Here is a 20,110-nt window from a genome sequence, read left to right as displayed (position 1 = left end):
CAGGGGCTTTTTCATGCCTCGAGGGCCTGGCGCTGGTAACGCAGCCCCATGTCCCGAATACCGGGCAAGGCCGACCCGAGCAGCACCGGGTAAGCCGCCAGCAGGAAGCCCGGCGTGGCGCCCGCCAGCGCGCGCTCAAGCCAGACACAGGCCTGCGCCTCGTCGCCGGCGTCTGCCAACTCCGCCGCGTGATTGTATTGCCCACGGAAATCGCCGGCCTCGGCCGCGCGCCGGTACCACTGGCGTGCCAGCGGCACATCCCTGGGCACCACGACGCCCTCATGGTGGAAACGCCCGAGCAGGTTCATCGACTTGGCGTGCCCTTGGGCAGCCGCCTGCTGGAACAATTGGAACGCCGCGGCGAGGTCTTGCTCGACGCCGCGGCCACGGGTCAGCAACTGACCGAAGTTGTACAGCCCCCAATCCAGGCCCAGATCGGCCGCCTGCCGGTAATGCCGTGCGGCCTGTTCCAGGTCGATCGCGTCGCCCCAGCCATGCTCCAGGCAACGGCCGATCATATTGATTGCCATCGGATGCCCCTGGCGCGCAGCGATCCGAAACCAACTGAGCGCCAAGGCCTGGTCCAGCTGGATGCCACGCCCCTCCAGCAGCAACTGGCCCAAGGTGGCCTGCGCGTCGGCATCCCCCAATTGTGCGGCGTGCATCACCCACCGTGCGTAGGCCCGGGGGTTACCGGCCAAATCAGAAGGCTCGGTGCTGTGCATTTGCGTCTCCCCACGGTGGATAAAACTTACAAAACTTTCATGAAACATTACGTAACAATCTATTACATTTGAGATTGGTTATCAAACACGACCACCTCTCAATCCTACTAACAAGAGACCATTCAATGACGACCGGCACCCGTTCCGCCCCCCTCTCCACGCGGCATTTGCTCGCATCGGCAGTGGGTTTGGCAGTGGCTGCGCAGGGAGGCTTCAGTTATGCGGGGGATGCCGCACCAGACGACAACACCGGGCCGATCCAGCTCGGCGCGACCAGCATCGAAGGCCAGGCGCAAAGTGCCTACAACCCGGTGGCACCGTCTTCACCCAAGTACACCGAAGCGCTGCGCGACACGCCGCAGACCATCACGGTGGTGCCCAAGGAAGTCATTCACGATCAAAACCTGCTGACCCTGCGCGACGTGCTCAGCACCGTGCCGGGCATCACATTCGGTGCCGGTGAAGGCGGCAGCGGCTATGGCGACAGCATCAACCTGCGCGGTTTTTCCGCCAGCGGCGATATCTACGTGGACGGCGTGCGCGACAGCGCGCAATACAGCCGCACCGACCCGTTCAATCTGGAGCAGGTCGAAGTGGTCAGCGGCGCCAGCTCGGTGTACTCGGGTTCGGGCGCTGTCGGCGGCACCATCAACCTGGTCACCAAGGCCCCGGAACTGCGCGACAAAACCACGATCAGCGCCGGCATCGGCACAGACAGCTACAAGCGCCTCACCCTGGACAGCAACCAGACACTCAACGACACCACGGCATTCCGCTTGAACCTGATGGCCCATGGTAACGACGTGCCGGGCCGCGATTATGAAGATTACTCGCGTTGGGGCATTGCCCCCTCGATCGCCTTCGGCCTCGGTACGCCGACGCGCGTGACCGTCAGTTATGAACATCAGAAAGATGACAACACGCCGCAATACGGCATCCCCATCTACAACGGCAAGCCGATGCCGGGCGTGGGCTGGAGCGACTATTACGGTTACCACAACATCAACGACCAGAACATCACCTCGGACGCGTTCAGCCTCAAGCTCGAACATGACTTCAACGATGCCGTGTCGGTCCGCAACTTCACCCGCGTCGAGCGCGTACGCCAGGAGCTGCGCGCCTCCGGCCCCGAAGGTGCGCAGGCCGGCTGCCTGGCCAGCGGCACCCAGATTACCGGTGCCCCCTGCCCCGCAGGCCTGAGCCCGGGCTTTTTCCAGCCAGCCGGTGGCTCATTGGGTAACGAGCGCAACACCCAGAACAAAATGTTCACCAACCAGACTGACGTGACCAGCCACTTCAGCACCGGCTTCATCGATCACACGCTGGTGACCGGCATCGCTATCAGCCGCGAGGAATACCAGGCCGATACCGGCAAGTGGCTGACGAACAGCAACGGCAGCACGATCGTGCCGCCGCCGGTCAGCTACAGCGATCCGAACTCCGACTGGACCGGCCCGGTCAACTTCACCCGCGCGGCCCACGTCGACGGAGCACTGAACAACCGCGCCGCCTATGCCTTCGATACGCTCAAGCTCAACCCGCAATGGGAAATCAATGGCGGCCTGCGTTACGAGCACAACGCCGGCAGTTCGGTGAGCAACGCCTATTCCAGCACCGGCGTGGAAACGCCCGGCGTGCGCTACGGCCAGGCAGACGACCTGACGTCCTACCGCCTGGCGCTGGTCTACAAGCCGGTGGAAAACGGCAGCTTCTATGTCGCCTATGGCAACAGCAAGACGCCGTCGCAAGCCAGCGTCAACGGTGGCTGCTACACCCCGGCCAAGACTTCAAGCACGGCCACCAACAACTGCAACGTCGCCCCGGAAACCGCCGTCAGTTATGAGATCGGCACCAAGTGGGACTTCCTCGACAATGCCTTGTCGGTCACCGGCGCGATCTTTCGCAATGACCGCACCAACTACAAAGTCGCCGATAACGACCCGAGCAACCTGAGCGGCACGCAAACCCTCGACGGCAAGGCGCGTGCCGATGGCGTGGCACTCGGCCTGAGCGGCGCGCTGACGGATCGCTGGAAAGTCTTCGCCAACTACACCTACCTCAACACCCGTGTACTGCGCAGCGCCAGCGACTACACCCTGGCAACCACCGGTATCGATGTGCAGAAAGGTGAACCGCTGACCTTCACCCCCAAGCATGCGGCCAGCCTCTGGACGGTGTACGACCTGCCATACGACTTCCAGGTGGGTTACGGCATCACGGCGCAGACCAAGCAGTACCTGGTCAGCGCCGCCGGGGCACCGACTGCGCCTGGCTATGCGGTGCAGCGTGCGATGCTGGGTTATAAGGTCAACAAGCAGCTCAACCTGCAGTTGAACGTCAACAACCTGTTCGACAAGGAGTACCTGACCCGCATCCGCAACAACGGTTGGGCGGTGCCTGGCGATGGGCGTGCGGCGGTGGTCTCGGCCGACTACACCTTCTGACAGCAGAACCTGCCGTCGATAGCCCTGTGAGGGCTGGCGCGCCTGCGATGCACACACTGGGCAGATCAATAAGCCCGGTCGATGCCCTCGCAGGCGTGCTCGTTCCTACAGAAAATACTGACCCGCTGGCATTCGGTTTTCCGAACGGCATACCCCCAACCATTCGGTTTGCCGGACCCAAGCCTTGAAAATACATCGTCACACAAAGTTAATACGCTTATAAATCAGCCGCTTAGACTTTTAATTCGGGTATGGCACGACTCATGCTCTACACTTCTTGACGATTACCTGGGACGCCTTAGGAGCCGTCACGGGCATTCGCTGTACAAGAGAGCCGTTTAGCCGGCTTCATAAAAAAAACAAATGTCGAGGAAGTATTGATGCGCATCGTTCCCCATATCTTGGGCGCAGCTATCGCTGCTGCTCTGATCAGCACTCCAGTTTTCGCCGCCGAACTCACCGGCACACTGAAGAAAATCAACGACTCCGGCACCATCACTCTCGCTCACCGCGACAGCTCCATTCCGTTTTCCTACATCGCGGATGGTTCGGGCAAACCAGTGGGCTACTCCCACGACATTCAGCTGGCCATCGTTGAAGCCCTGAAAAAAGACCTGAACAAACCCGACCTGAAGACCAAGTACAACCTGGTCACCTCGCAAACCCGTATCCCGCTGATCCAGAACGGCACCGCGGATATCGAGTGCGGCTCCACCACCAATAACGCCGAACGCGCCCAGCAAGTCGACTTCACCGTCAACATCTTCGAAATCGGCACCCGCCTGTTGGTCAAGAAAGACAAGGATGGCAAGCCGTCCTACAGCGACTTTGCCGACCTGAAAGGCAAAAACGTTGTGACCACCGCTGGCACCACGTCCGAGCGCATCATCAAGGCGATGAACGCCGACAAGCAGATGGGCATGAACGTCATCTCCGCCAAGGACCACGGCGAGTCCTTCCAGATGCTGGAAAGCGGCCGCGCCGTTGCCTTCATGATGGACGACGCCCTGCTGGCCGGCGAAGAAGCCAAGGCCAAGAAGCCGGATGACTGGGTCATCACCGGTACTCCACAGTCGTTTGAAGCCTACGCGTGCATGGTTCGTAAAGACGATCCAGCGTTCAAGAAGGCTGTCGATGACGCCATCACCGGCCTGTACAAATCCGGCGAAATCAACAAAATCTACAGCAAGTGGTTCGAGAGCCCGATTCCACCTAAAGGCCTGAACCTGAACTTCCCGATGAGCGACAAGGTAAAGGATCTGATCGCTAACCCAAGCGACAAGCCAGCGCCTGACGTAAAAATCTGATTTCTGACTAACCTTATCTCCTGAGGGGGCAAACCTCCCTCAGGCGTCTGTTACTACCTGCTGGCTTTATTTTGGAACACTCGACCTGGCGGTTTTCGAGCCGATCGTGTGTGCCTGGCGTTCAACGTCAGGTGGGAAAGGATCTTCCCCAAGCGGGTGCTTGTACATCGATCGATCTCGAGGGGAGACCCTAATGAATTACAACTGGGACTGGGGCGTGTTCTTCAAGTCCACTGGCGTTGGCAGCGAGACTTATCTCGACTGGTACATCGCCGGCCTGGGCTGGACCATCGCCATCGCTGTCGTGGCATGGATTATCGCCTTGTTGCTGGGCTCCGTTCTGGGGGTCATGCGCACCGTGCCAAACCGCATCGTATCGGGCATCGCGACCTGCTACGTGGAACTGTTTCGTAACGTACCGCTGCTGGTCCAGCTGTTCATCTGGTATTTCCTGATACCCGACCTGCTGCCGCAGAACCTGCAAGACTGGTACAAACAAGACCTGAACCCGACCACCTCGGCCTACCTGAGCGTTGTCGTGTGCCTGGGCCTGTTCACCGCCGCCCGGGTGTGCGAGCAAGTGCGCACCGGCATCCAGGCGCTGCCACGTGGCCAGGAATCCGCCGCGCGCGCCATGGGCTTCAAGCTGCCGCAGATCTACTGGAACGTGCTGCTGCCCCAGGCCTACCGCATCATTATTCCGCCGCTTACCTCGGAATTCCTCAACGTGTTCAAGAACTCCTCCGTGGCGTCCTTGATCGGCTTGATGGAACTGCTGGCGCAAACCAAACAGACCGCCGAGTTCTCGGCCAACCTGTTTGAAGCCTTCACCCTGGCCACGCTGATCTACTTCACCCTGAACATGAGCCTGATGCTGCTCATGCGCCTGGTCGAGAAGAAAGTCGCGGTGCCCGGCCTGATCTCCGTGGGGGGTAAATAATGGACTTCGATTTCAGCGGCATCATCCCCGCCATCCCGGGCCTGTGGAACGGCATGGTCATGACCCTGCAGCTGATGGTCATGGGCGTGGTCGGCGGCATCGTCCTGGGCACGATCCTCGCGCTGATGCGCCTGTCGTCCAGCAAACTGCTGTCGCGCCTGGCCGGCGCCTATGTGAACTACTTCCGTTCGATCCCGCTGCTGCTGGTGATCACCTGGTTCTACCTGGCGGTGCCGTTCGTGCTGCGCTGGATCACCGGCGAAGACACCCCGATCGGCGCATTCACCTCCTGTGTCGTGGCCTTCATGATGTTCGAAGCCGCGTACTTCTGTGAGATCGTGCGGGCCGGCGTGCAGTCGATCCCCAAGGGCCAGATGGCGGCAGCACAGGCGATGGGCATGAGCTATGGCCAGACCATGCGCCTGATCATCCTGCCCCAGGCGTTCCGCAAGATGACCCCGCTGCTGCTGCAGCAGTCGATCATCCTGTTCCAGGACACCTCGCTGGTCTACACCGTGGGCCTGGTGGACTTCCTCAACTCCGCCCGTTCCAACGGCGACATCATTGGCCGCTCCAATGAGTTCCTGATCTTCGCCGGTGTCGTCTACTTCATCATCAGCTTTTCCGCCTCGCTGCTGGTCAAGCGTCTGCAAAAAAGGTTTGCCGTATGATCTCTATCAAGAACATCAACAAGTGGTATGGCGACTTCCAGGTGCTGACCGATTGCAGCACCGAGGTTAAAAAAGGCGAAGTGATCGTGGTGTGCGGGCCGTCGGGCTCGGGCAAATCCACCCTGATCAAGTGCGTCAACGCGCTGGAACCGTTCCAGAAGGGCGACATCGTGGTCGACGGCACCTCCATCGCCGACCCGAAGACCAACCTGCCAAAACTGCGTTCGCGCGTGGGCATGGTGTTCCAGCACTTCGAACTGTTCCCGCACCTGACCATCACCGAAAACCTGACCATCGCGCAGATCAAGGTACTGGGCCGCAGCAAGGAAGAAGCCACCAAGAAAGGCCTGCAATTGCTCGAGCGCGTCGGCCTGTCGGCACACGCCCACAAGCACCCTGGCCAGCTTTCCGGCGGCCAGCAGCAACGTGTAGCAATTGCCCGCGCCCTGGCCATGGACCCGATCGTCATGCTGTTCGACGAACCGACCTCGGCACTGGACCCGGAAATGGTCAACGAAGTGCTCGACGTAATGGTGCAACTGGCCCACGAAGGCATGACCATGATGTGCGTGACCCACGAAATGGGCTTCGCCCGCAAAGTGGCCGACCGCGTGATCTTCATGGACGCCGGCAAGATCATCGAAGACTGCCCGAAAGAAGAGTTCTTCGGCGACATCAGCGCCCGCTCCGAACGCGCGCAGCACTTCCTTGAGAAAATCCTGCAGCACTAAGCATTACAGCGCTTCCACTGTAGAAACCGGATCTATTGTGGGAGCGGGCTTGCTCGCGAATGCGGTCTTTCAGTCACTGAAGCATCCACTGACAGATCGCATTCGCGAGCAAGCCCGCTCCCACATTGGTCCCCGCAGGCTGGCAAGCGCTGGTTGACCCAAGGCATCTGTGATGAAATGCGACCCCAACCAATTTCGCGCCGCACCGCCATCACTTGCCGTGAAACCTCGTCTGATTCGCCAACTGTTCCTGCCGCCGTTGATCATCGCCCTGATGATCGGCCTGGGTTATATCGGCTTCTGGGTCAGTGAGCACTACGGCATCCGCACCCTCAGCGACAACGGCGAACGCCAGTTGGAGCTGCATGCGCGCACCGTCGAAAGCGAACTCAGCAAATACACCTACCTGCCCAGCCTGCTGGAGCTGGAGTCCAGCGTCTCCAAGCTGCTCGCCGACCCCAACCAGGAGACCCGGCAGACAGTCAACGATTACCTCGAAGGCCTGAACCGACGCAGTCGCAGTCGGGCCATCTACGTGATGGACACCACCGGCCGCGTGCTGGCCACCAGTAACTGGCGCGATGCCGACAGTTACCAGGGTGAAGACCTGTCCTTCCGTGCCTATTTCCAGAATGCCGTACGCGGTCAGCCCGGGCGCTTTTATGGCATCGGCAGTACCAACGGCGAACCCGGCTACTACCTGGCCCATGGCCTGGAAGAACACGGCAAGATCATCGGCGTCGCCGTGGTCAAGGTGCGCCTCGAAGCCTTGGAAGAGCGCTGGCAGCGCGCGCGTCTCGAAGCATTCGTGAGCGACGAAAACGGCATCATCATCCTCTCCAGCGACCCGGCCCGCCGCCTCAAAGCCGTGCGCCCGCTCAGCGATGACACCAAGGAACGCCTGGCCCACAGCCTGCAATATTACTGGGCGACGCTGAACGAGCTGGAACCGCTGGCCCGCGAGCGTATCAACGAAGGCACCGAGAAACTGACCTTCCCCGCCAACAGCGAAGTGGTGAACGACGAGCACGAGGTCAGTTACCTCGCGCAAACCCGTCCGCTCAACGACACGCCGTGGAATTTCACCCTGCTCACCCCACTCAACGACCTGCGCCGCGCGGCGATCAACCAGGGCATCCTGGTGGCCGTGGCCTTTGGCCTGGTGGCCTTCCTGCTGATTGCCTGGAACGAGCGGCGCAAGGTCATCGCCACTCGCCTGGCCGCGCGCGAAGCGCTGCAGGAAGCCAACAGCCAGCTGGAACGCCGGATTGCCGAGCGCACCGCCGACTTGCGCGCCAGCAATGAACGGCTCAAGAGCCAGATCCGCGAACGCCGCCAGGCCGAAGAGACCCTGCGCCGCGCCCAGGATGAACTGGTGCAGGCCGGCAAGCTCGCCGCCATCGGCCAGATGTCCACCAGCATCGCCCACGAACTGAACCAGCCGCTGGCCGCGCTGCGCACATTGTCCGGCAACACCGTGCGCTTCCTCGAACGCGGCGCGCTGGACACCGCCAGCGCCAACCTCAAGACCATCAACGAACTGATCGACCGCATGGGTCGCATCACCGCCAGCCTGCGCTCCTTTGCGCGGCGCGGCGACGACCAGGGCGAAGCCAGCCTGGGCAAGGCGGTCGACGCGGCGTTCCAGGTCATGGGCGCACGCCTGGACAACCTGTCGCTGACCCTGCACCGCGACTTCGCGCCGGCCCAGTTGCAGATCGACCAGACACGCCTGGAACAGATCCTGGTCAACCTGATCGGCAATGCCCTCGACGCCATGCAAGCGCAACCGGCCCCCGAACTGTGGCTGGAAGGCAGCGCCGCCGACGGTAAATACCGCCTGCTGGTACGTGACAACGGCCACGGCATCGACGCCGAGGCCCGCAAGCATTTATTCGAACCGTTCTTCACCACCAAGCCCGGCGAGCAAGGCCTGGGACTGGGCCTGACCCTGTCCGCCAGCCTCGCGGCGGCCACCGGCGGCAACCTCGCCGTCGAACACCCGGCCAGTGGTGGTACTGCCTTTGTCCTGTGCCTGCCGCTGGTGGGCGCTCAACATGTTGAGTCGACATGAATACAGATCCGAAAGACCTCACCGTCCTGATCGTCGAAGACGACCCGCATGTGCTGCTCGGCTGCCAGCAGGCCCTGGCGCTGGAAGATATTCCCAGCGTCGGCGTGGGCAGCGCCGAAGAAGCGTTGAAGCGCATCGGCGAGAACTTCGCCGGCATTGTCATCAGCGATATTCGCCTGCCGGGCATCGACGGGCTGGAGCTGCTCACGCGCCTCAAGGCCCTGGATAAAAGCCTGCCGGTGGTGTTGATCACCGGGCATGGCGACATCTCGATGGCGGTGGGCGCGATGCGCAACGGCGCCTATGACTTCATGGAAAAACCCTTCTCTCCCGAGCGCCTGGTCGACGTCGCCCGCCGCGCCCTGGAGCAACGCGGGCTGGCACGCGAAGTCTGGTCGCTGCGCCGCCAGTTGGCCGAGCGCGACTCGCTGGAAGGCCGCATCATCGGCCGTTCGCCGGCCATGCAGAACCTGCGCGAGCTGATCGCCAACGTCGCCGACACGTCGGCCAACGTGTTGATCGAAGGCGAGACCGGCACCGGCAAGGAGCTGGTGGCGCGCTGCCTGCATGATTTCAGCCGACGCCACGACCACCAGTTTGTCGCACTGAACTGCGGCGGCCTGCCGGAGAACCTCTTCGAAAGCGAGATCTTCGGCCACGAGGCCAACGCCTTCACTGGAGCCGGCAAGCGCCGTATCGGCAAGATCGAGCACGCCCATGAAGGCACGCTGTTCCTCGATGAAGTGGAAAGCATGCCGATCAACCTGCAGATCAAATTGCTGCGGGTCCTGCAGGAGCGCACCCTCGAACGCCTGGGCTCGAACCAGAGCGTGGCCGTGGATTGCCGCGTGATCGCCGCCACCAAGTCCGACCTGGATGAACTGAGCCGCGCCAACCAGTTCCGCAGCGACCTGTATTACCGCCTCAACGTGGTGACCCTGGAGTTGCCGCCCCTGCGCGAACGCCGTGAAGATATCCTGCAACTGTTCGAGCACTTCCTGCAGCAGTCGTCCCTGCGCTTTGACCGCGCGGCGCCGGAGCTGGACAACCAGACCGTCTCGAGCCTGATGAGCCATGACTGGCCCGGCAACGTGCGCGAACTGCGCAACGTCGCCGAGCGCTTCGCCCTCGGCCTGCCCGCCTTCAAGAAGAGCGGCGCGAGCAGCGGCAGCCATGGCCTGGCCTTCACCGAAGCAGTGGAAGCCTTTGAACGCAACCTGCTCAACGATGCCCTGCAACGCAGCGGCGGCAACCTGACCCAGGCCAGCCAGGAATTGGGGATGGCCAAGACCACCCTGTTCGACAAGGTCAAGAAATATGGCTTGAGCCACTAAGGAGCGCGTTGTGGATCTGGTATTGAAGGCCGCCCTCGGCGCGGCAGTGGTATTGATATTGGCTGCATTGGCCAAGACCAAAAACTATTACATCGCCGGGTTGGTGCCGCTGTTTCCGACCTTTGCGCTGATCGCCCACTACATCGTCGGCAAGGGCCGTTCGCTGGACGACTTGAAGACCACAATCCTGTTCGGGATGTGGTCGATCATTCCGTACTTTGTGTACCTGGCGACGTTGTATCTGATGGTCGATCGGATGCGCCTGGAAGCATCACTCGCCGTGGCGGCGGTAGCGTGGCTGATGGCGGCGACAATATTGGTCAGCATCTGGGTGCGCATTCACGCCTGACCCAACCCGCTCAAAAACTGCAGGAGCCGGCTTGCCTGCGATAGCGGTGTACCCGCCAACTCAGCTGACACAGACATACCGCCATCGCAGGCAAGCCAGCTCCCACATTTGGATCGGTGGCTACAGAGAGATCAGCGCACGATCTTGTCGACCTGGATGCCCAGCTTTTTCAGGCGGTACCAGAAGCTGCGCTCGGATATCCCGATCTTCGCTGCCGCTGCGGCCTGCACGCCGTTGCTTTCATTCAGCGCCGCCAGAATGTAGGTTTTCTCGACCTCGGCCAGGGCCGCATCCAGGTCAGCAGGCACGCCTGGTGTGTCACCCAGCAGCGCGGTGACGCCGCCTTCGCCAGGCCGGGAAGCAAACAGGTACGCCGGCAGGTCGATATCCTCGATCACCGGCGAGGCCGCCACGATGGTCGCGCGCTCCACACAGTTTTGCAGTTCGCGAATATTCCCCGGCCAGTGATAGGCGGCCATGGCCTGCAGCGCCTCCGGGCTGAAGCCGGTGATGCGTTTACCCGCGGTGGCACTCAGGGTCTGGGCGAAGTGGCGGGCCAGCGGCACGATATCTTCGGCGCGCTCGCGCAGCGCCGGCAGCGGAATCGGGAAGACATTGAGGCGGTAATACAGGTCTTCGCGAAACTCTTTATTGGCCACCGCATCGAGCAGGTTCTTGTTGGTGGCGGCAATCACTCGCACGTCCACCTTGCGCTCGCGCGGGTCACCCACCGGTTCGATCACCCGCTCCTGCAACGCCCGCAGAATCTTGGCCTGCAGCGCCAGCGGCATGTCGCCCACTTCATCGAGAAACAGCGTGCCCTTGTCGGCCTGCTGGAAGCGTCCGACCCGGTCAGTCACGGCGCCGGTAAAGGCGCCCTTGCGATGACCGAACATCTCGCTTTCCAGCAAGCCCTCGGGAATGGCGGCGCAGTTGACCGCCACGAACGGTTTGTCGGCGCGGCTACCGTGCTTGTGGATGGCGCGGGCGACCATTTCCTTGCCGGTGCCGCTTTCACCGGTCAGCAGCACGGTGGCAGCGCTGTCGCGCACCGAATCCACCGCCTGCAGCACTTTGCGAAACGCCGGGCTGTCGCCGACCAGGCTGTCGAATTGCGCGTGCTCATCCAGCTCGGCGCGCATGCGCGCGTTGTCGCGCATGATCTCGCGAAACTGCAGGGCCTTGGCCACGGTGATGTCCAGCTCGTCGATATCGAACGGCTTGGCGATGTAGTCATAGGCGCCGTTGCGCATCGACTGCACGGCGTTTTTCACCGTGCTGTAGGCGGTCATCACAATCACCGGCACCTGGGGGTAGCGCACCTTGATCTCCGCCAACAGGGCCGGCCCGTCCATGCCCGGCATGCGCCAGTCGCTGATCACCAGGTCGATGTCTTCCTGCTCCAGCACCTTGAGCGCGTGCAGGCCATTACCGGCAATGAACACCTGCACGTGGTTCTGGCCCAGGGCCGAGGCCAGCAGGTCGCAGAGCTTGGGTTCGTCGTCGACTACCAGAATGTTATGCGTCATGACTGTCCTCGTCGTCTTCGCCAATCGCCGGAATGTACAGGCTGAAGGTGGCGCCGGCATCTTTCTCACTGGTGCATTCGATGCTGCCGTCGTGACTTTCCATGATCGAATAGACTTTTGCCAGGCCCAGGCCAGTGCCCGAGGCCTTGGTGGTGACAAAAGGCGTGAAGATGCGCTCGATCATCTCCGCCGGGATCCCCTGGCCGGTGTCGCCGATGCTGATCAGGGTATTGTCGCCCACGCTGCGAATGCCCAGGGTCAGGCGGCCGCCTTCGGGCATGGCATCGATGGCGTTGAGAATCAGGTTGAGGCAGGCCTGCTTGAGCTGCTTGGCGTCCGCGTAGATCGTCGCCCCCGGTGCCTGGTCGTCGATCTGTGCATCAATGTTATGGGTGGCCAGTTCCGGCGAGCAGAAGCCCAGGATCTCCTCCACCAGCGGCCGGGCCGGCTGCAGTACACGCAGTGGCGGGTTGGGCTTGGCGAAATCGAGGAACTCGGTGATCAGGTCGTTGATGCGGCTGACTTCGCTGATCACGTATTCCAGGTGGCGCTTATCGGACTCGGCCAGGTCGGCGCGGCGGTGCAGCAACTGGGTGGCGGTCTTGATGATACCCAGCGGGTTGCGGATCTCGTGGGCCAGGCCCATGGCGACTTCGCCCAGGGCGTGCAGGCGATCACGGCGGCGCAACTGGGCCTCGAGGTGATGCAACTCGCCGAGACGCTCGGTCATGTGGTTGAAGGTGCTGCTCAATTGCGCCAGTTCGTCGCCACCGCTGACCAGCACCCGGTGCTCGTAGTTGCCCGAAATCACCGCGTCCACGCCCTGGGACAAATCCCGCAGCGGCTTGGTCAGGCGCCGCGACACCAACACCCCGGCCGCCAGCGACAGCGCCGAGCTGAGCAGGAAAATCAGCACGAACAGGTTGCTCTGGTTCACCAGCCCGACCAGGCTGGTGTGGCGCAGCAGGCCGCTGAAGATCACGCCTTGCAGGTCGCCGGCATCGTTGAAGATCGGCCAGTACAGACCGCTGTAGTTATTGGTGAACTGCTCGCTGGGCTGCCTGGTGCTGCGCATCGCGGCTTCGACATTTTTCGGGATGCGCGAAGGGTGATCCTCGAAACGCTGGGTCGAGAAGATCTCCGAGAAACCGTCGGGGTTGGCCAGGTACAAGCGCAAATCCAGCGAATGCACATCGGCCACGCTGGTCAGGAAGCTGCTGTCCAGGTAAGTGGCCACGAGCAGCAGGTAGTCGACACCCTCCTGGGTGGTTTCGAAGGTCGACACCACCAGGCCGGTGCTCACCCCCGCCACCTTGACCGTCTGCAGCACCGCGTTGCTGGTCAGGTCGATCTGTTTGACGACGTCGTCGGCCGCCGTGCTGAACACCACTTTGTGGTCACTGACACGAATCAGCGCGACCACGTCGATGTCGGTGGCATCGGCGATGTCGGCGGTGAGCCGGTCGTGCTTGGCCGCCTGCTTGTTCGACGGCGGGCTGGTGTAGCGCAGGAACAGCTTGGCCATGCGCGCGTTGTCATGAAGGATGTCGCCGATTTCGTCCTTGACGATCTTGGTCGACTCCTGCAGCCAGATCCGCACGTTGCTGTCGAAAATCTGCGACAGCGTGGTCGCCGCCAGTTCGGCCGCGATCATGGTGGGAATGACGCTGACCAGCCAAAACGCCAGCACCAGCTTGCGCTGGACGCTCCAGCGCGAAATGGCAAAGGGGCGGGCTTTCTGGCGGGTCTTGGTGATCATCAGGTTTCGCTTATCGCAGCAGCCATGGCAGGGTCGGAACGATCCGGTCGGAGGTACATCTTCACAAGTTTGAGCAGGCCGTTGACCAGCCGATTACGGTGACGGAAAAACAGGTTGTTGCCGCGGAATTCGCACCCCAGGCGCAGCTTACTGGCATAGCCCTCCTGGCCGCATTCATACACCGGGATATTGTGCTGAATACAATAGTCGACATTGGTCAGCCAACACCTGAAGTACAGGTTGTACTCACGGCTGAACTCACGGTCATGCCCGAAAAACTTGTCGACCAAGCGGTGCTGATCCACCAGCATCAGGTTGAACGCCACCAGGCGCTCGTCCACCCAATAAAGTGCACAGACCGCGCGTTTTTCAAGCCGTTCAAGGATACCGGTGAAGTAACTCGCCGGCAGGCGTTCGAACTGTAAATCCGCGCGGCTGAGCGTGTCTTCATACAGGCGCATCACCTGCGGCAACACATCATCTATGTTGTGCCGCCATTCCACCCGTGGCCCCGGCGCACGCAGTTTACGGCGCAGGTCCTTGCGGGTCGATTTGCACAGCGAACCCAGGTAGGCGTCCACCGAGCCGTAAGGCACCGTCAGCCAGCCGCTGGGCAGGCTCGGCATGCTCTGAAACCCGGCAACACGGCAACTGGCGGCCCACTGCGTATCGTGGGTGGGCACATCCTTGACCGCCACCAGGCCGATGCCGAATGCGTTGGCGTCCTGGCGCGCGGCCTTGAGTACGTGCGTGATCATCAGCGGGCGCCGCGCCTCGGGCACGCTACTGGCGATGCCCGCATCACAGCGCTCGGCCACCGGAGAGCCGATGGCATACAACGGCAACTGTAAAACACCCGGCCACAGTCGCTCCAGGCGCTCGGTAAAGCGCTTGCCGGTGCCCGACACCGTGGTGTCGAGTCGATACTGCGTGATGAACGCGGGCGCAACCGCCACCAGCGACCCGCTGTCGTAGACCGCCAGGTAACGCCATTTGAAATCATCAATGGCCGCGTTTTCCACGGCCACGTAAAAGTCCCAATCCTCCAGGGCACCGGGAAAACAGTCGTTCCAGGCACTGCGCTGGATGGCCCGGACGGTCGAGAAGGCTTGGGCGGTGATCACGGATTTCCCTTTTTCTATTTCTTGAGCGAGCCGGCCTGTGGTCATGATCGGGCGTGGTGTGGCAGCAATCCTCTTGTGGCAACCGCTCTATTGTGGCGAGCGGGCTTGCCCCGCGTTGGGCGGCGAAGCCGCCCCAGACCCAGCCACCCCAGTCCTAACGGGAAGCATGCAGTGTCAGCGAGGGGGCGGCTTCGCCACCCAACGCGGGGCAAGCCCGCTCGCCACGAGAAGCAGGTTCACCGTGGAAAGCATGTTCAGCATGAGCAGCAGGTTCAGCCTGGAAAACAGGTTCAGCATAAGCAGCAGGTTCAGCCTGCAAACCAGACCCAGCATGGGAAGCTGCCTCACCCTGGAAACCAGCTTCAGCCGCAGAAGCTCGTTGCCCCTGTGAAACCCGCTCACCACTGATGCGCGCATGCTGCTCGACAAACTCGGCACTCAACTCGATCACCCGGCGGTATTGCAGGTCGACGGTGATCATGTGATAGCAGTTGTCCAGCAGGATCTTGGTCACCGGCCCGCCGAGGTGGCGCTCCACGTAATCGGCGTTCCAGCGGCTGGTGATGTCGTCCTCGATGGAGTGCAGCACCAGCGCCGGTACCTTGACCTCGGGCATGCGTTTCTTGACCACGGCGTTCATCCGATGCAACTCGCGCACCGTGATGCCTTCCATGGTCAGCAGCCCGGCTTCGCTGCTCTCCCCTTCCTTCATCTGGCGCTCGACGATCGCCCGCAGGCGTTCGTTCTTGATGCCATACGGCGGCTTCTCTTCGAAGCGGCAGATGTGCACGCCGAACGGAATCTTCATCAGCAATGGCGTCAGAAACGCCAGTTTGTGAATGCTCCAGCCGTCGTACTTCAAGGTGGTGGAATACATCAACAGCCCGGCGACTTGCCCGGGGTGCTCGGCAGCCACGTACATCGACATCACCGCGCCCATGGACAAGCCACCGACAAAGACTTGCGCGTGGCGTTGCTTGACCTGGACGAAGGTCTTGCGCACGCCTTCGTACCAGTCCAGCCAGCCGGTGGCCTGCAGGTCGCTGTTATCGCCGCAGTGCCCGGCCAGGGTGGGCACGTAGACCGTGCAGTTACCCGCCTTGGCCAGGCCCTTGGCGACCTGGCGCAATTCCGTCGGGGTGCCGGTCAGGCCGTGGATCAACAGGATCCCGACCGGACCTTCACCGAGAACGAAGCCGGCATCACCTTCACCGAGGTCGATCCCGAGGCTGTTCACCGTTTGGTCGCCCGCACCAGCAGTTGCTCGAGGAGCTTGAGGCCCAGGTCGATTTCCGGGTAGCTGATTTCCAGCGACGGTGCCAGGGTGATCACGTTTTTGTAGTAGCCGCCCACGTCGAGGATCAGCCCGAGTTTCTGGCCATCAACGACCATGTCGCCCTTCATGCCTTCCTCGACCATGTAGTCCAGGGTCGCCTTGTCCGGGGTGAAGCCATCCGGGCCGCAGATTTCGCAGCGCAGGGCCAGGCCCAGGCCGTCGACGTCGCCGATGATCGGGAAACGTTTCTGCAGGTCCTGCAGGCCTTCCAGGAAGTATTTGCCCTTGGCCATGACCATCGCGCCGTAGTCGACTTCGTTGGTCATCTTGAACATTTCCAGGCCGACCGCCGTACCCAGTGGGTTGGAGGCGAAGGTGGAGTGGGTCGAACCTGGCGGGAAGATCTTCGGGTTGATCAACTCTTCACGGGCCCAGATGCCGCCCAGTGGGTTGAGGCCGTTGGTCAGCGCCTTGCCGAACACGATCACGTCCGGTTGCACGTCGAAGTGCTCGATCGACCACAGCTTGCCGGTACGGTAGAAGCCCATCTGGATTTCGTCGGACACCATCAGGATGCCGTGCTGGTCGAGCACCTGCTTGAGTTCGCGGTAGAAGTTCATCGGCGGGATCACGTAACCGCCGGTGCCCTGGATCGGCTCGACGTAGAACGCGGCGTATTCACTCTGGCCGACTTTCGGGTCCCACACGCCGTTGTATTCGGTCTCGAACAGACGGGCGAATTGCTGCACGCAGTGGCTGCCGTACTCTTCCTTGGTCATGCCTTTAGGGCCGCGGAAGTGGTACGGGAACGGGATGAACTGCGCACGCTCGCCGAAGTGGCCGTAGCGGCGACGGTAGCGGTAGCTGGAAGTGATCGACGACGCACCGAGGGTACGGCCGTGGTAGCCGCCTTCGAAGGCGAACATCAGGCTCTTGCCGTTGGTGGCGTTGCGCACCACTTTCAGCGAGTCTTCGATCGACTGCGAACCGCCGACGTTGAAGTGCACGCGACCGTCGAGGCCGAATTTTTTCTTGGCATCGACCGCGATCATTTCCGACAGCTCGATCTTGCCTTTGTGCAGGTACTGGCTGGCGATTTGCGGCAGGGTATCGATCTGCTGCTTCAACGCGTTGTTCAGGCGCGGGTTGGCGTAGCCGAAGTTGACGGCCGAGTACCACATTTGCAGGTCGAGGTAGGCCTGGTCTTCGGTGTCCCACACGTAGGAGCCTTCGCAACGGCTGAAAATACGCGGCGGCTCGATGTAGTGAACGGTGTCACCGTAGGAGCAATACTTGGCTTCTTTATCCAGAAGGACCTGGTCTTCGGCGGTAGCGATACGGATATCAGACATGGTGGAAGAGTTCCTGATTTTCGGTAGACAGTTCGCCAGCAAAAGCGCTGGCGTTGGCGGCGATGCCCTGCGGCAGTTGCGCCAGCAATGCAGGCACTTCGACGAAGGTGTCGAAGCGCGCGTGAGGAATGTTGTTGGCCACGCAGTAGTCGGCGAGGCTGCCTTTGGCGAACACGAAATCGGCGGTGGAGGCCACGCACATGTCGGACTTGCCGTCGCCGATCACCAGCACGCGCTTGTTGCGCGGGGTGGACTTGCACTTGCAGTTGCCGGAAGCGGCCCGGCAGGCATCGCTGGCATACGGGAAGTCGATGCGCCAGCTGTTCTGGTCGACCTGGCGCAGGCGGTTGGCGAGGATCGGCAGCAAGGTCACGTAGTTGCGCGACAGGATGCGCGCGATGCCTTGTTCGATGCCGTCGCTGACCACTTCGATGGTCGCGCCCAGGCCCATGACGTGATCGACGAAATCCGGGAAGTCCGGATCGATCTCGACACTGTCGAAGTACGCCAGCAGTTCAGTCGGGGTCGCCTTGATCAGTGCCAGTTGGCGGCTCAGGCATTCGCGGGAACCGATATGCCCATCCAGCCATTCCTGTTCGATGGTTTCCCACTCGGGGCCGGCGAAGCGTTGGAGGACGTTGTCGATGACATCGGTGGGGGTGATGGTCCCGTCGAAGTCACACACGATATGCCAGTGGATCATTGCCTTTCCTTGAGTTGGAGGGCTTGAAGAAGAGCGCTCTGTGCGCTTGCCACTGGAGTAGAGCAGGGAGCGTGCCAACTGGCGAAAACCCAGCGGGGCTGGGCTTTGCGTGGATTTGTCGGGAGATATGTGTCGCGCAAGCTACAATTTTTGTAGCTCGCTACAAACAAGATGAGTGCTTGCGCCAGGGATGCCCTTCGCGCGTGAATGCGCGTATGTCCAGATAAGGAAACCGCTGCATGTTCAAGGTGACTTCTGCTGTATTCGCCGGCCTGTTGGGGCTGTGGGGCTTTTCCAGCACGGCATTGGCCCAAGGCATTACCGGCGAGATGGGCGCGGGCGTCAGCTATCAACCCCACGACCCGACGGGCAGTCGCTACGAAACCCGGCCCATTCCCTACTTCGACCTGGACTGGGGCCCGGTCAGCCTGGGCACCGACGATGGCCTGACCTGGAGCGCGCTGGACACCCACGGCTTCACCGCCGGCCCGTACATCAATTACCTGCCGGGGCGTACCGCCAACGGCTCACTGCGCGGTCTGCGCAATGTCTCGGACATGGCCGAGGTGGGCGGTTTCATCCAATACGCGCCGGCCGACTTCTGGCGCGTGTACGCCCAGATGGGCCAGGCCGTCGGCGGCGGACGTGATCAAAGCGGCGTGCTGGGCAAGGTCGGCGGCGAACTCGGCTACCCGCTCGGCGGCGGGATCATTGGCAGCACCGGCTTGCTGGCGCACTTTGCCGACGCCCGCCAGACCCAGACCTTTTTCGGCGTCGACGACAAGGAATCCGCGGCCTCGGGCATTCGCGCCTACAACGCGAGTGCCGGCTTCCAGAACCTGACGCTGACCCAGAGTTTCGAATTCCCCCTGGCGAACAACTGGTCACTGCTGACCAGCGCCAGTTGGGTCCACCTGGTGGGCTCGGCGGCCAACAGCACCATCGTCAAGGACACCGGGGATGTGAACCAGGGCCAGGTGCAGACCGCGATCAGCTACAAGTTTGACTGAAGAACCCGCGCCCCCTGCAGGCGCTGGCTTGCCAGCGATGCCGGCACCTCGGTCTATCCGGTAGACCGCGCAGACCATCGCGGGCAAGCCAGCCTCCACCCACAGGCTTAGCCCTTCGCCTCGCGGATGATCTGGCGAATCGCGCCGACGAAGGCGTCGGCCGGCTGGCCACCGCTGACCGCATACTGATCGTTGAACACGATGGTCGGCACCGAGGTCACGCCCCGGGATATCCACAACTGCTCTTGCTCGCGGACATCGGCGGCGTATTCGTTGGAGGCGAGAATCTCGGCCGCCCGCTTGATATCCAGCCCGACGCTTTCAGCAATGATTGCCAGCGTGGCGTGATCGGAAGGGTCCTGCTGGTCGGTGAAATATGCCTTGAACAGCGCTTCCTTGAGGTTGTACTGCAAGCCTTCCAGCCCGGCCCAGTGCAACAGGCGGTGCGCATCGAACGTGTTGTAGATGCGGCTCTGTCCATCGGTACGAAAGGCAAAGCCCAACGCCGCGCCCAAGTCGCGGATACGCGCACGGTTGGCCTGGGATTCTTCGGCAGTGGAGCCGTACTTTTCAGTGATGTGCTCGACGATGTTCTGACCGATGGCCGGCATGTTCGGGTTCAATTCGAACGGTTGGAAATGAATCTCGGCCTGCACCTCGGCGCCAAGCTGGTCGAGGGCTTCGGTCAGGCCACGCAGGCCGATAATGCACCAGGGGCAGGACACGTCGCTGACGAAATCGATTTTCAGGGGAGTACTCATGGTAGGCAACCTCGCTGGCAA

Annotated in this window: 16 protein-coding genes and 1 pseudogene; 9 read left to right on the top strand and 8 right to left on the bottom strand. The window is 61.8% G+C overall.

From position 1 onward, the window contains the following. Positions 1-11: 11 nt before the first annotated feature. Positions 12-725, bottom strand: coding sequence for a tetratricopeptide repeat protein (locus AC07OJ_RS07465; protein ID WP_495094317.1), 714 nt, complete (start codon positions 723-725; stop codon positions 12-14). Between the two features lie 125 nt (positions 726-850). Between AC07OJ_RS07465 and AC07OJ_RS07460 the strand changes: the two genes are divergently transcribed. The 8 genes from AC07OJ_RS07460 (at position 851) to AC07OJ_RS07425 (ending at position 10,575) form a co-directional block, all read left to right on the top strand. Beyond that, entirely contained in the window at positions 851-3,169 is a 2,319-nt protein-coding gene (locus AC07OJ_RS07460) for a TonB-dependent receptor (protein ID WP_106805022.1), read from the top strand. Between the two features lie 380 nt (positions 3,170-3,549). After that, positions 3,550-4,476 (top strand): glutamate/aspartate ABC transporter substrate-binding protein, encoded by a 927-nt coding sequence (locus tag AC07OJ_RS07455; protein WP_065906791.1) that lies wholly within the window; start codon positions 3,550-3,552, stop codon positions 4,474-4,476. A 193-nt stretch (positions 4,477-4,669) separates the two neighbouring features. Further along, positions 4,670-5,416: an amino acid ABC transporter permease gene (locus tag AC07OJ_RS07450; protein ID WP_106805023.1), complete on the top strand. Its 747-nt coding sequence runs from the start codon at positions 4,670-4,672 to the stop codon at positions 5,414-5,416. Beyond that, entirely contained in the window at positions 5,416-6,087 is a 672-nt protein-coding gene (locus AC07OJ_RS07445; protein ID WP_065906795.1) for an amino acid ABC transporter permease, read from the top strand. The genes AC07OJ_RS07450 and AC07OJ_RS07445 overlap by 1 nt, the downstream gene beginning before the upstream one ends. Next, positions 6,084-6,818: an amino acid ABC transporter ATP-binding protein gene (locus tag AC07OJ_RS07440; RefSeq protein ID WP_007916729.1), complete on the top strand. Its 735-nt coding sequence runs from the start codon at positions 6,084-6,086 to the stop codon at positions 6,816-6,818. The genes AC07OJ_RS07445 and AC07OJ_RS07440 overlap by 4 nt, the downstream gene beginning before the upstream one ends. Before the next feature lie 172 nt (positions 6,819-6,990). Beyond that, a complete protein-coding gene (gene aauS, locus AC07OJ_RS07435) occupies positions 6,991-8,892 on the top strand; it encodes a two-component sensor histidine kinase AauS (protein WP_065906797.1) in 1,902 nt (633 codons plus the stop codon). Further along, complete coding sequence (gene aauR / locus AC07OJ_RS07430; RefSeq protein ID WP_106805024.1) at positions 8,889-10,226, top strand: two-component response regulator AauR; 1,338 nt, start codon at positions 8,889-8,891, stop codon at positions 10,224-10,226. The genes aauS and aauR overlap by 4 nt, the downstream gene beginning before the upstream one ends. A gap of 10 nt (positions 10,227-10,236) precedes the next feature. Next, on the top strand, positions 10,237-10,575 hold the full coding sequence (locus tag AC07OJ_RS07425) for a GlpM family protein (protein WP_065906802.1): 339 nt from the start codon (positions 10,237-10,239) through the stop codon (positions 10,573-10,575). Positions 10,576-10,706: 131 nt separating this feature from the next. Here the strand turns inward: AC07OJ_RS07425 and AC07OJ_RS07420 are convergent, their stop codons facing one another. The 6 genes and pseudogenes from AC07OJ_RS07420 to AC07OJ_RS07395 form a co-directional block, all read right to left on the bottom strand. Continuing rightward, positions 10,707-12,104, bottom strand: coding sequence for a sigma-54-dependent transcriptional regulator (locus AC07OJ_RS07420; protein ID WP_065906804.1), 1,398 nt, complete (start codon positions 12,102-12,104; stop codon positions 10,707-10,709). After that, the gene (locus AC07OJ_RS07415; RefSeq protein ID WP_495094316.1) at positions 12,094-13,863 is read right to left on the bottom strand and encodes an ATP-binding protein; all 1,770 of its coding nucleotides are present in this window, start codon (positions 13,861-13,863) and stop codon (positions 12,094-12,096) included. The genes AC07OJ_RS07420 and AC07OJ_RS07415 overlap by 11 nt, the downstream gene beginning before the upstream one ends. Then, positions 13,863-14,987 carry a GNAT family N-acetyltransferase gene (locus tag AC07OJ_RS07410; RefSeq protein ID WP_495094315.1) on the bottom strand — a complete coding sequence of 375 codons (1,125 nt, stop codon included), beginning with the start codon at positions 14,985-14,987 and terminating at the stop codon, positions 13,863-13,865. Before AC07OJ_RS07410 ends, AC07OJ_RS07415 begins: the two co-directional genes overlap by 1 nt. 382 nt (positions 14,988-15,369) lie before the next feature. Next, positions 15,370-16,224, bottom strand: a pseudogene (locus AC07OJ_RS07405) (alpha/beta hydrolase); the annotation flags it as partial. Further along, entirely contained in the window at positions 16,221-17,615 is a 1,395-nt protein-coding gene (locus tag AC07OJ_RS07400; RefSeq protein ID WP_107338926.1) for an aspartate aminotransferase family protein, read from the bottom strand. The pseudogene AC07OJ_RS07405 and the gene AC07OJ_RS07400, both read right to left, overlap by 4 nt. Beyond that, positions 17,608-18,318 (bottom strand): MtnX-like HAD-IB family phosphatase, encoded by a 711-nt coding sequence (locus AC07OJ_RS07395; protein WP_495094314.1) that lies wholly within the window; start codon positions 18,316-18,318, stop codon positions 17,608-17,610. The genes AC07OJ_RS07400 and AC07OJ_RS07395 overlap by 8 nt, the downstream gene beginning before the upstream one ends. A gap of 239 nt (positions 18,319-18,557) precedes the next feature. Here AC07OJ_RS07395 and AC07OJ_RS07390 point away from each other — a divergent pair, with 239 nt between their 5' ends. Beyond that, on the top strand, positions 18,558-19,328 hold the full coding sequence (locus AC07OJ_RS07390) for a MipA/OmpV family protein (protein ID WP_065906810.1): 771 nt from the start codon (positions 18,558-18,560) through the stop codon (positions 19,326-19,328). Positions 19,329-19,435: 107 nt separating this feature from the next. Here AC07OJ_RS07390 and AC07OJ_RS07385 read toward each other — a convergent pair whose 3' ends face one another. Next, a complete protein-coding gene (locus AC07OJ_RS07385) occupies positions 19,436-20,089 on the bottom strand; it encodes a DsbA family oxidoreductase (protein ID WP_495094313.1) in 654 nt (217 codons plus the stop codon). Positions 20,090-20,110: the final 21 nt, after the last annotated feature.

It is taken from the genome of Pseudomonas sp. GW821-FHT09C08, from assembly GCF_059418125.1.
Note: the sequence above shows the minus strand (reverse complement) of the source record. Positions and strands in the feature narration are given on the sequence as shown.

Excerpts from the sequence above, each read along its gene's own strand:
- AC07OJ_RS07465 (WP_495094317.1), bottom strand. The coding sequence starts at position 725 with ATGCACAGCACCGAGCCTTCTGATTTGGCCGGTAACCCCCGGGCCTAC.
- AC07OJ_RS07460 (WP_106805022.1), top strand. The coding sequence starts at position 851 with ATGACGACCGGCACCCGTTCCGCCCCCCTCTCCACGCGGCATTTGCTC.
- AC07OJ_RS07455 (WP_065906791.1), top strand. The coding sequence starts at position 3,550 with ATGCGCATCGTTCCCCATATCTTGGGCGCAGCTATCGCTGCTGCTCTG.
- AC07OJ_RS07450 (WP_106805023.1), top strand. The coding sequence starts at position 4,670 with ATGAATTACAACTGGGACTGGGGCGTGTTCTTCAAGTCCACTGGCGTT.
- AC07OJ_RS07445 (WP_065906795.1), top strand. The coding sequence starts at position 5,416 with ATGGACTTCGATTTCAGCGGCATCATCCCCGCCATCCCGGGCCTGTGG.
- AC07OJ_RS07440 (WP_007916729.1), top strand. The coding sequence starts at position 6,084 with ATGATCTCTATCAAGAACATCAACAAGTGGTATGGCGACTTCCAGGTG.
- aauS (WP_065906797.1), top strand. The coding sequence starts at position 6,991 with ATGAAATGCGACCCCAACCAATTTCGCGCCGCACCGCCATCACTTGCC.
- aauR (WP_106805024.1), top strand. The coding sequence starts at position 8,889 with ATGAATACAGATCCGAAAGACCTCACCGTCCTGATCGTCGAAGACGAC.
- AC07OJ_RS07420 (WP_065906804.1), bottom strand. The coding sequence starts at position 12,104 with ATGACGCATAACATTCTGGTAGTCGACGACGAACCCAAGCTCTGCGAC.
- AC07OJ_RS07415 (WP_495094316.1), bottom strand. The coding sequence starts at position 13,863 with ATGATCACCAAGACCCGCCAGAAAGCCCGCCCCTTTGCCATTTCGCGC.
- AC07OJ_RS07400 (WP_107338926.1), bottom strand. The coding sequence starts at position 17,615 with ATGTCTGATATCCGTATCGCTACCGCCGAAGACCAGGTCCTTCTGGAT.
- AC07OJ_RS07395 (WP_495094314.1), bottom strand. The coding sequence starts at position 18,318 with ATGATCCACTGGCATATCGTGTGTGACTTCGACGGGACCATCACCCCC.
- AC07OJ_RS07390 (WP_065906810.1), top strand. The coding sequence starts at position 18,558 with ATGTTCAAGGTGACTTCTGCTGTATTCGCCGGCCTGTTGGGGCTGTGG.
- AC07OJ_RS07385 (WP_495094313.1), bottom strand. The coding sequence starts at position 20,089 with ATGAGTACTCCCCTGAAAATCGATTTCGTCAGCGACGTGTCCTGCCCC.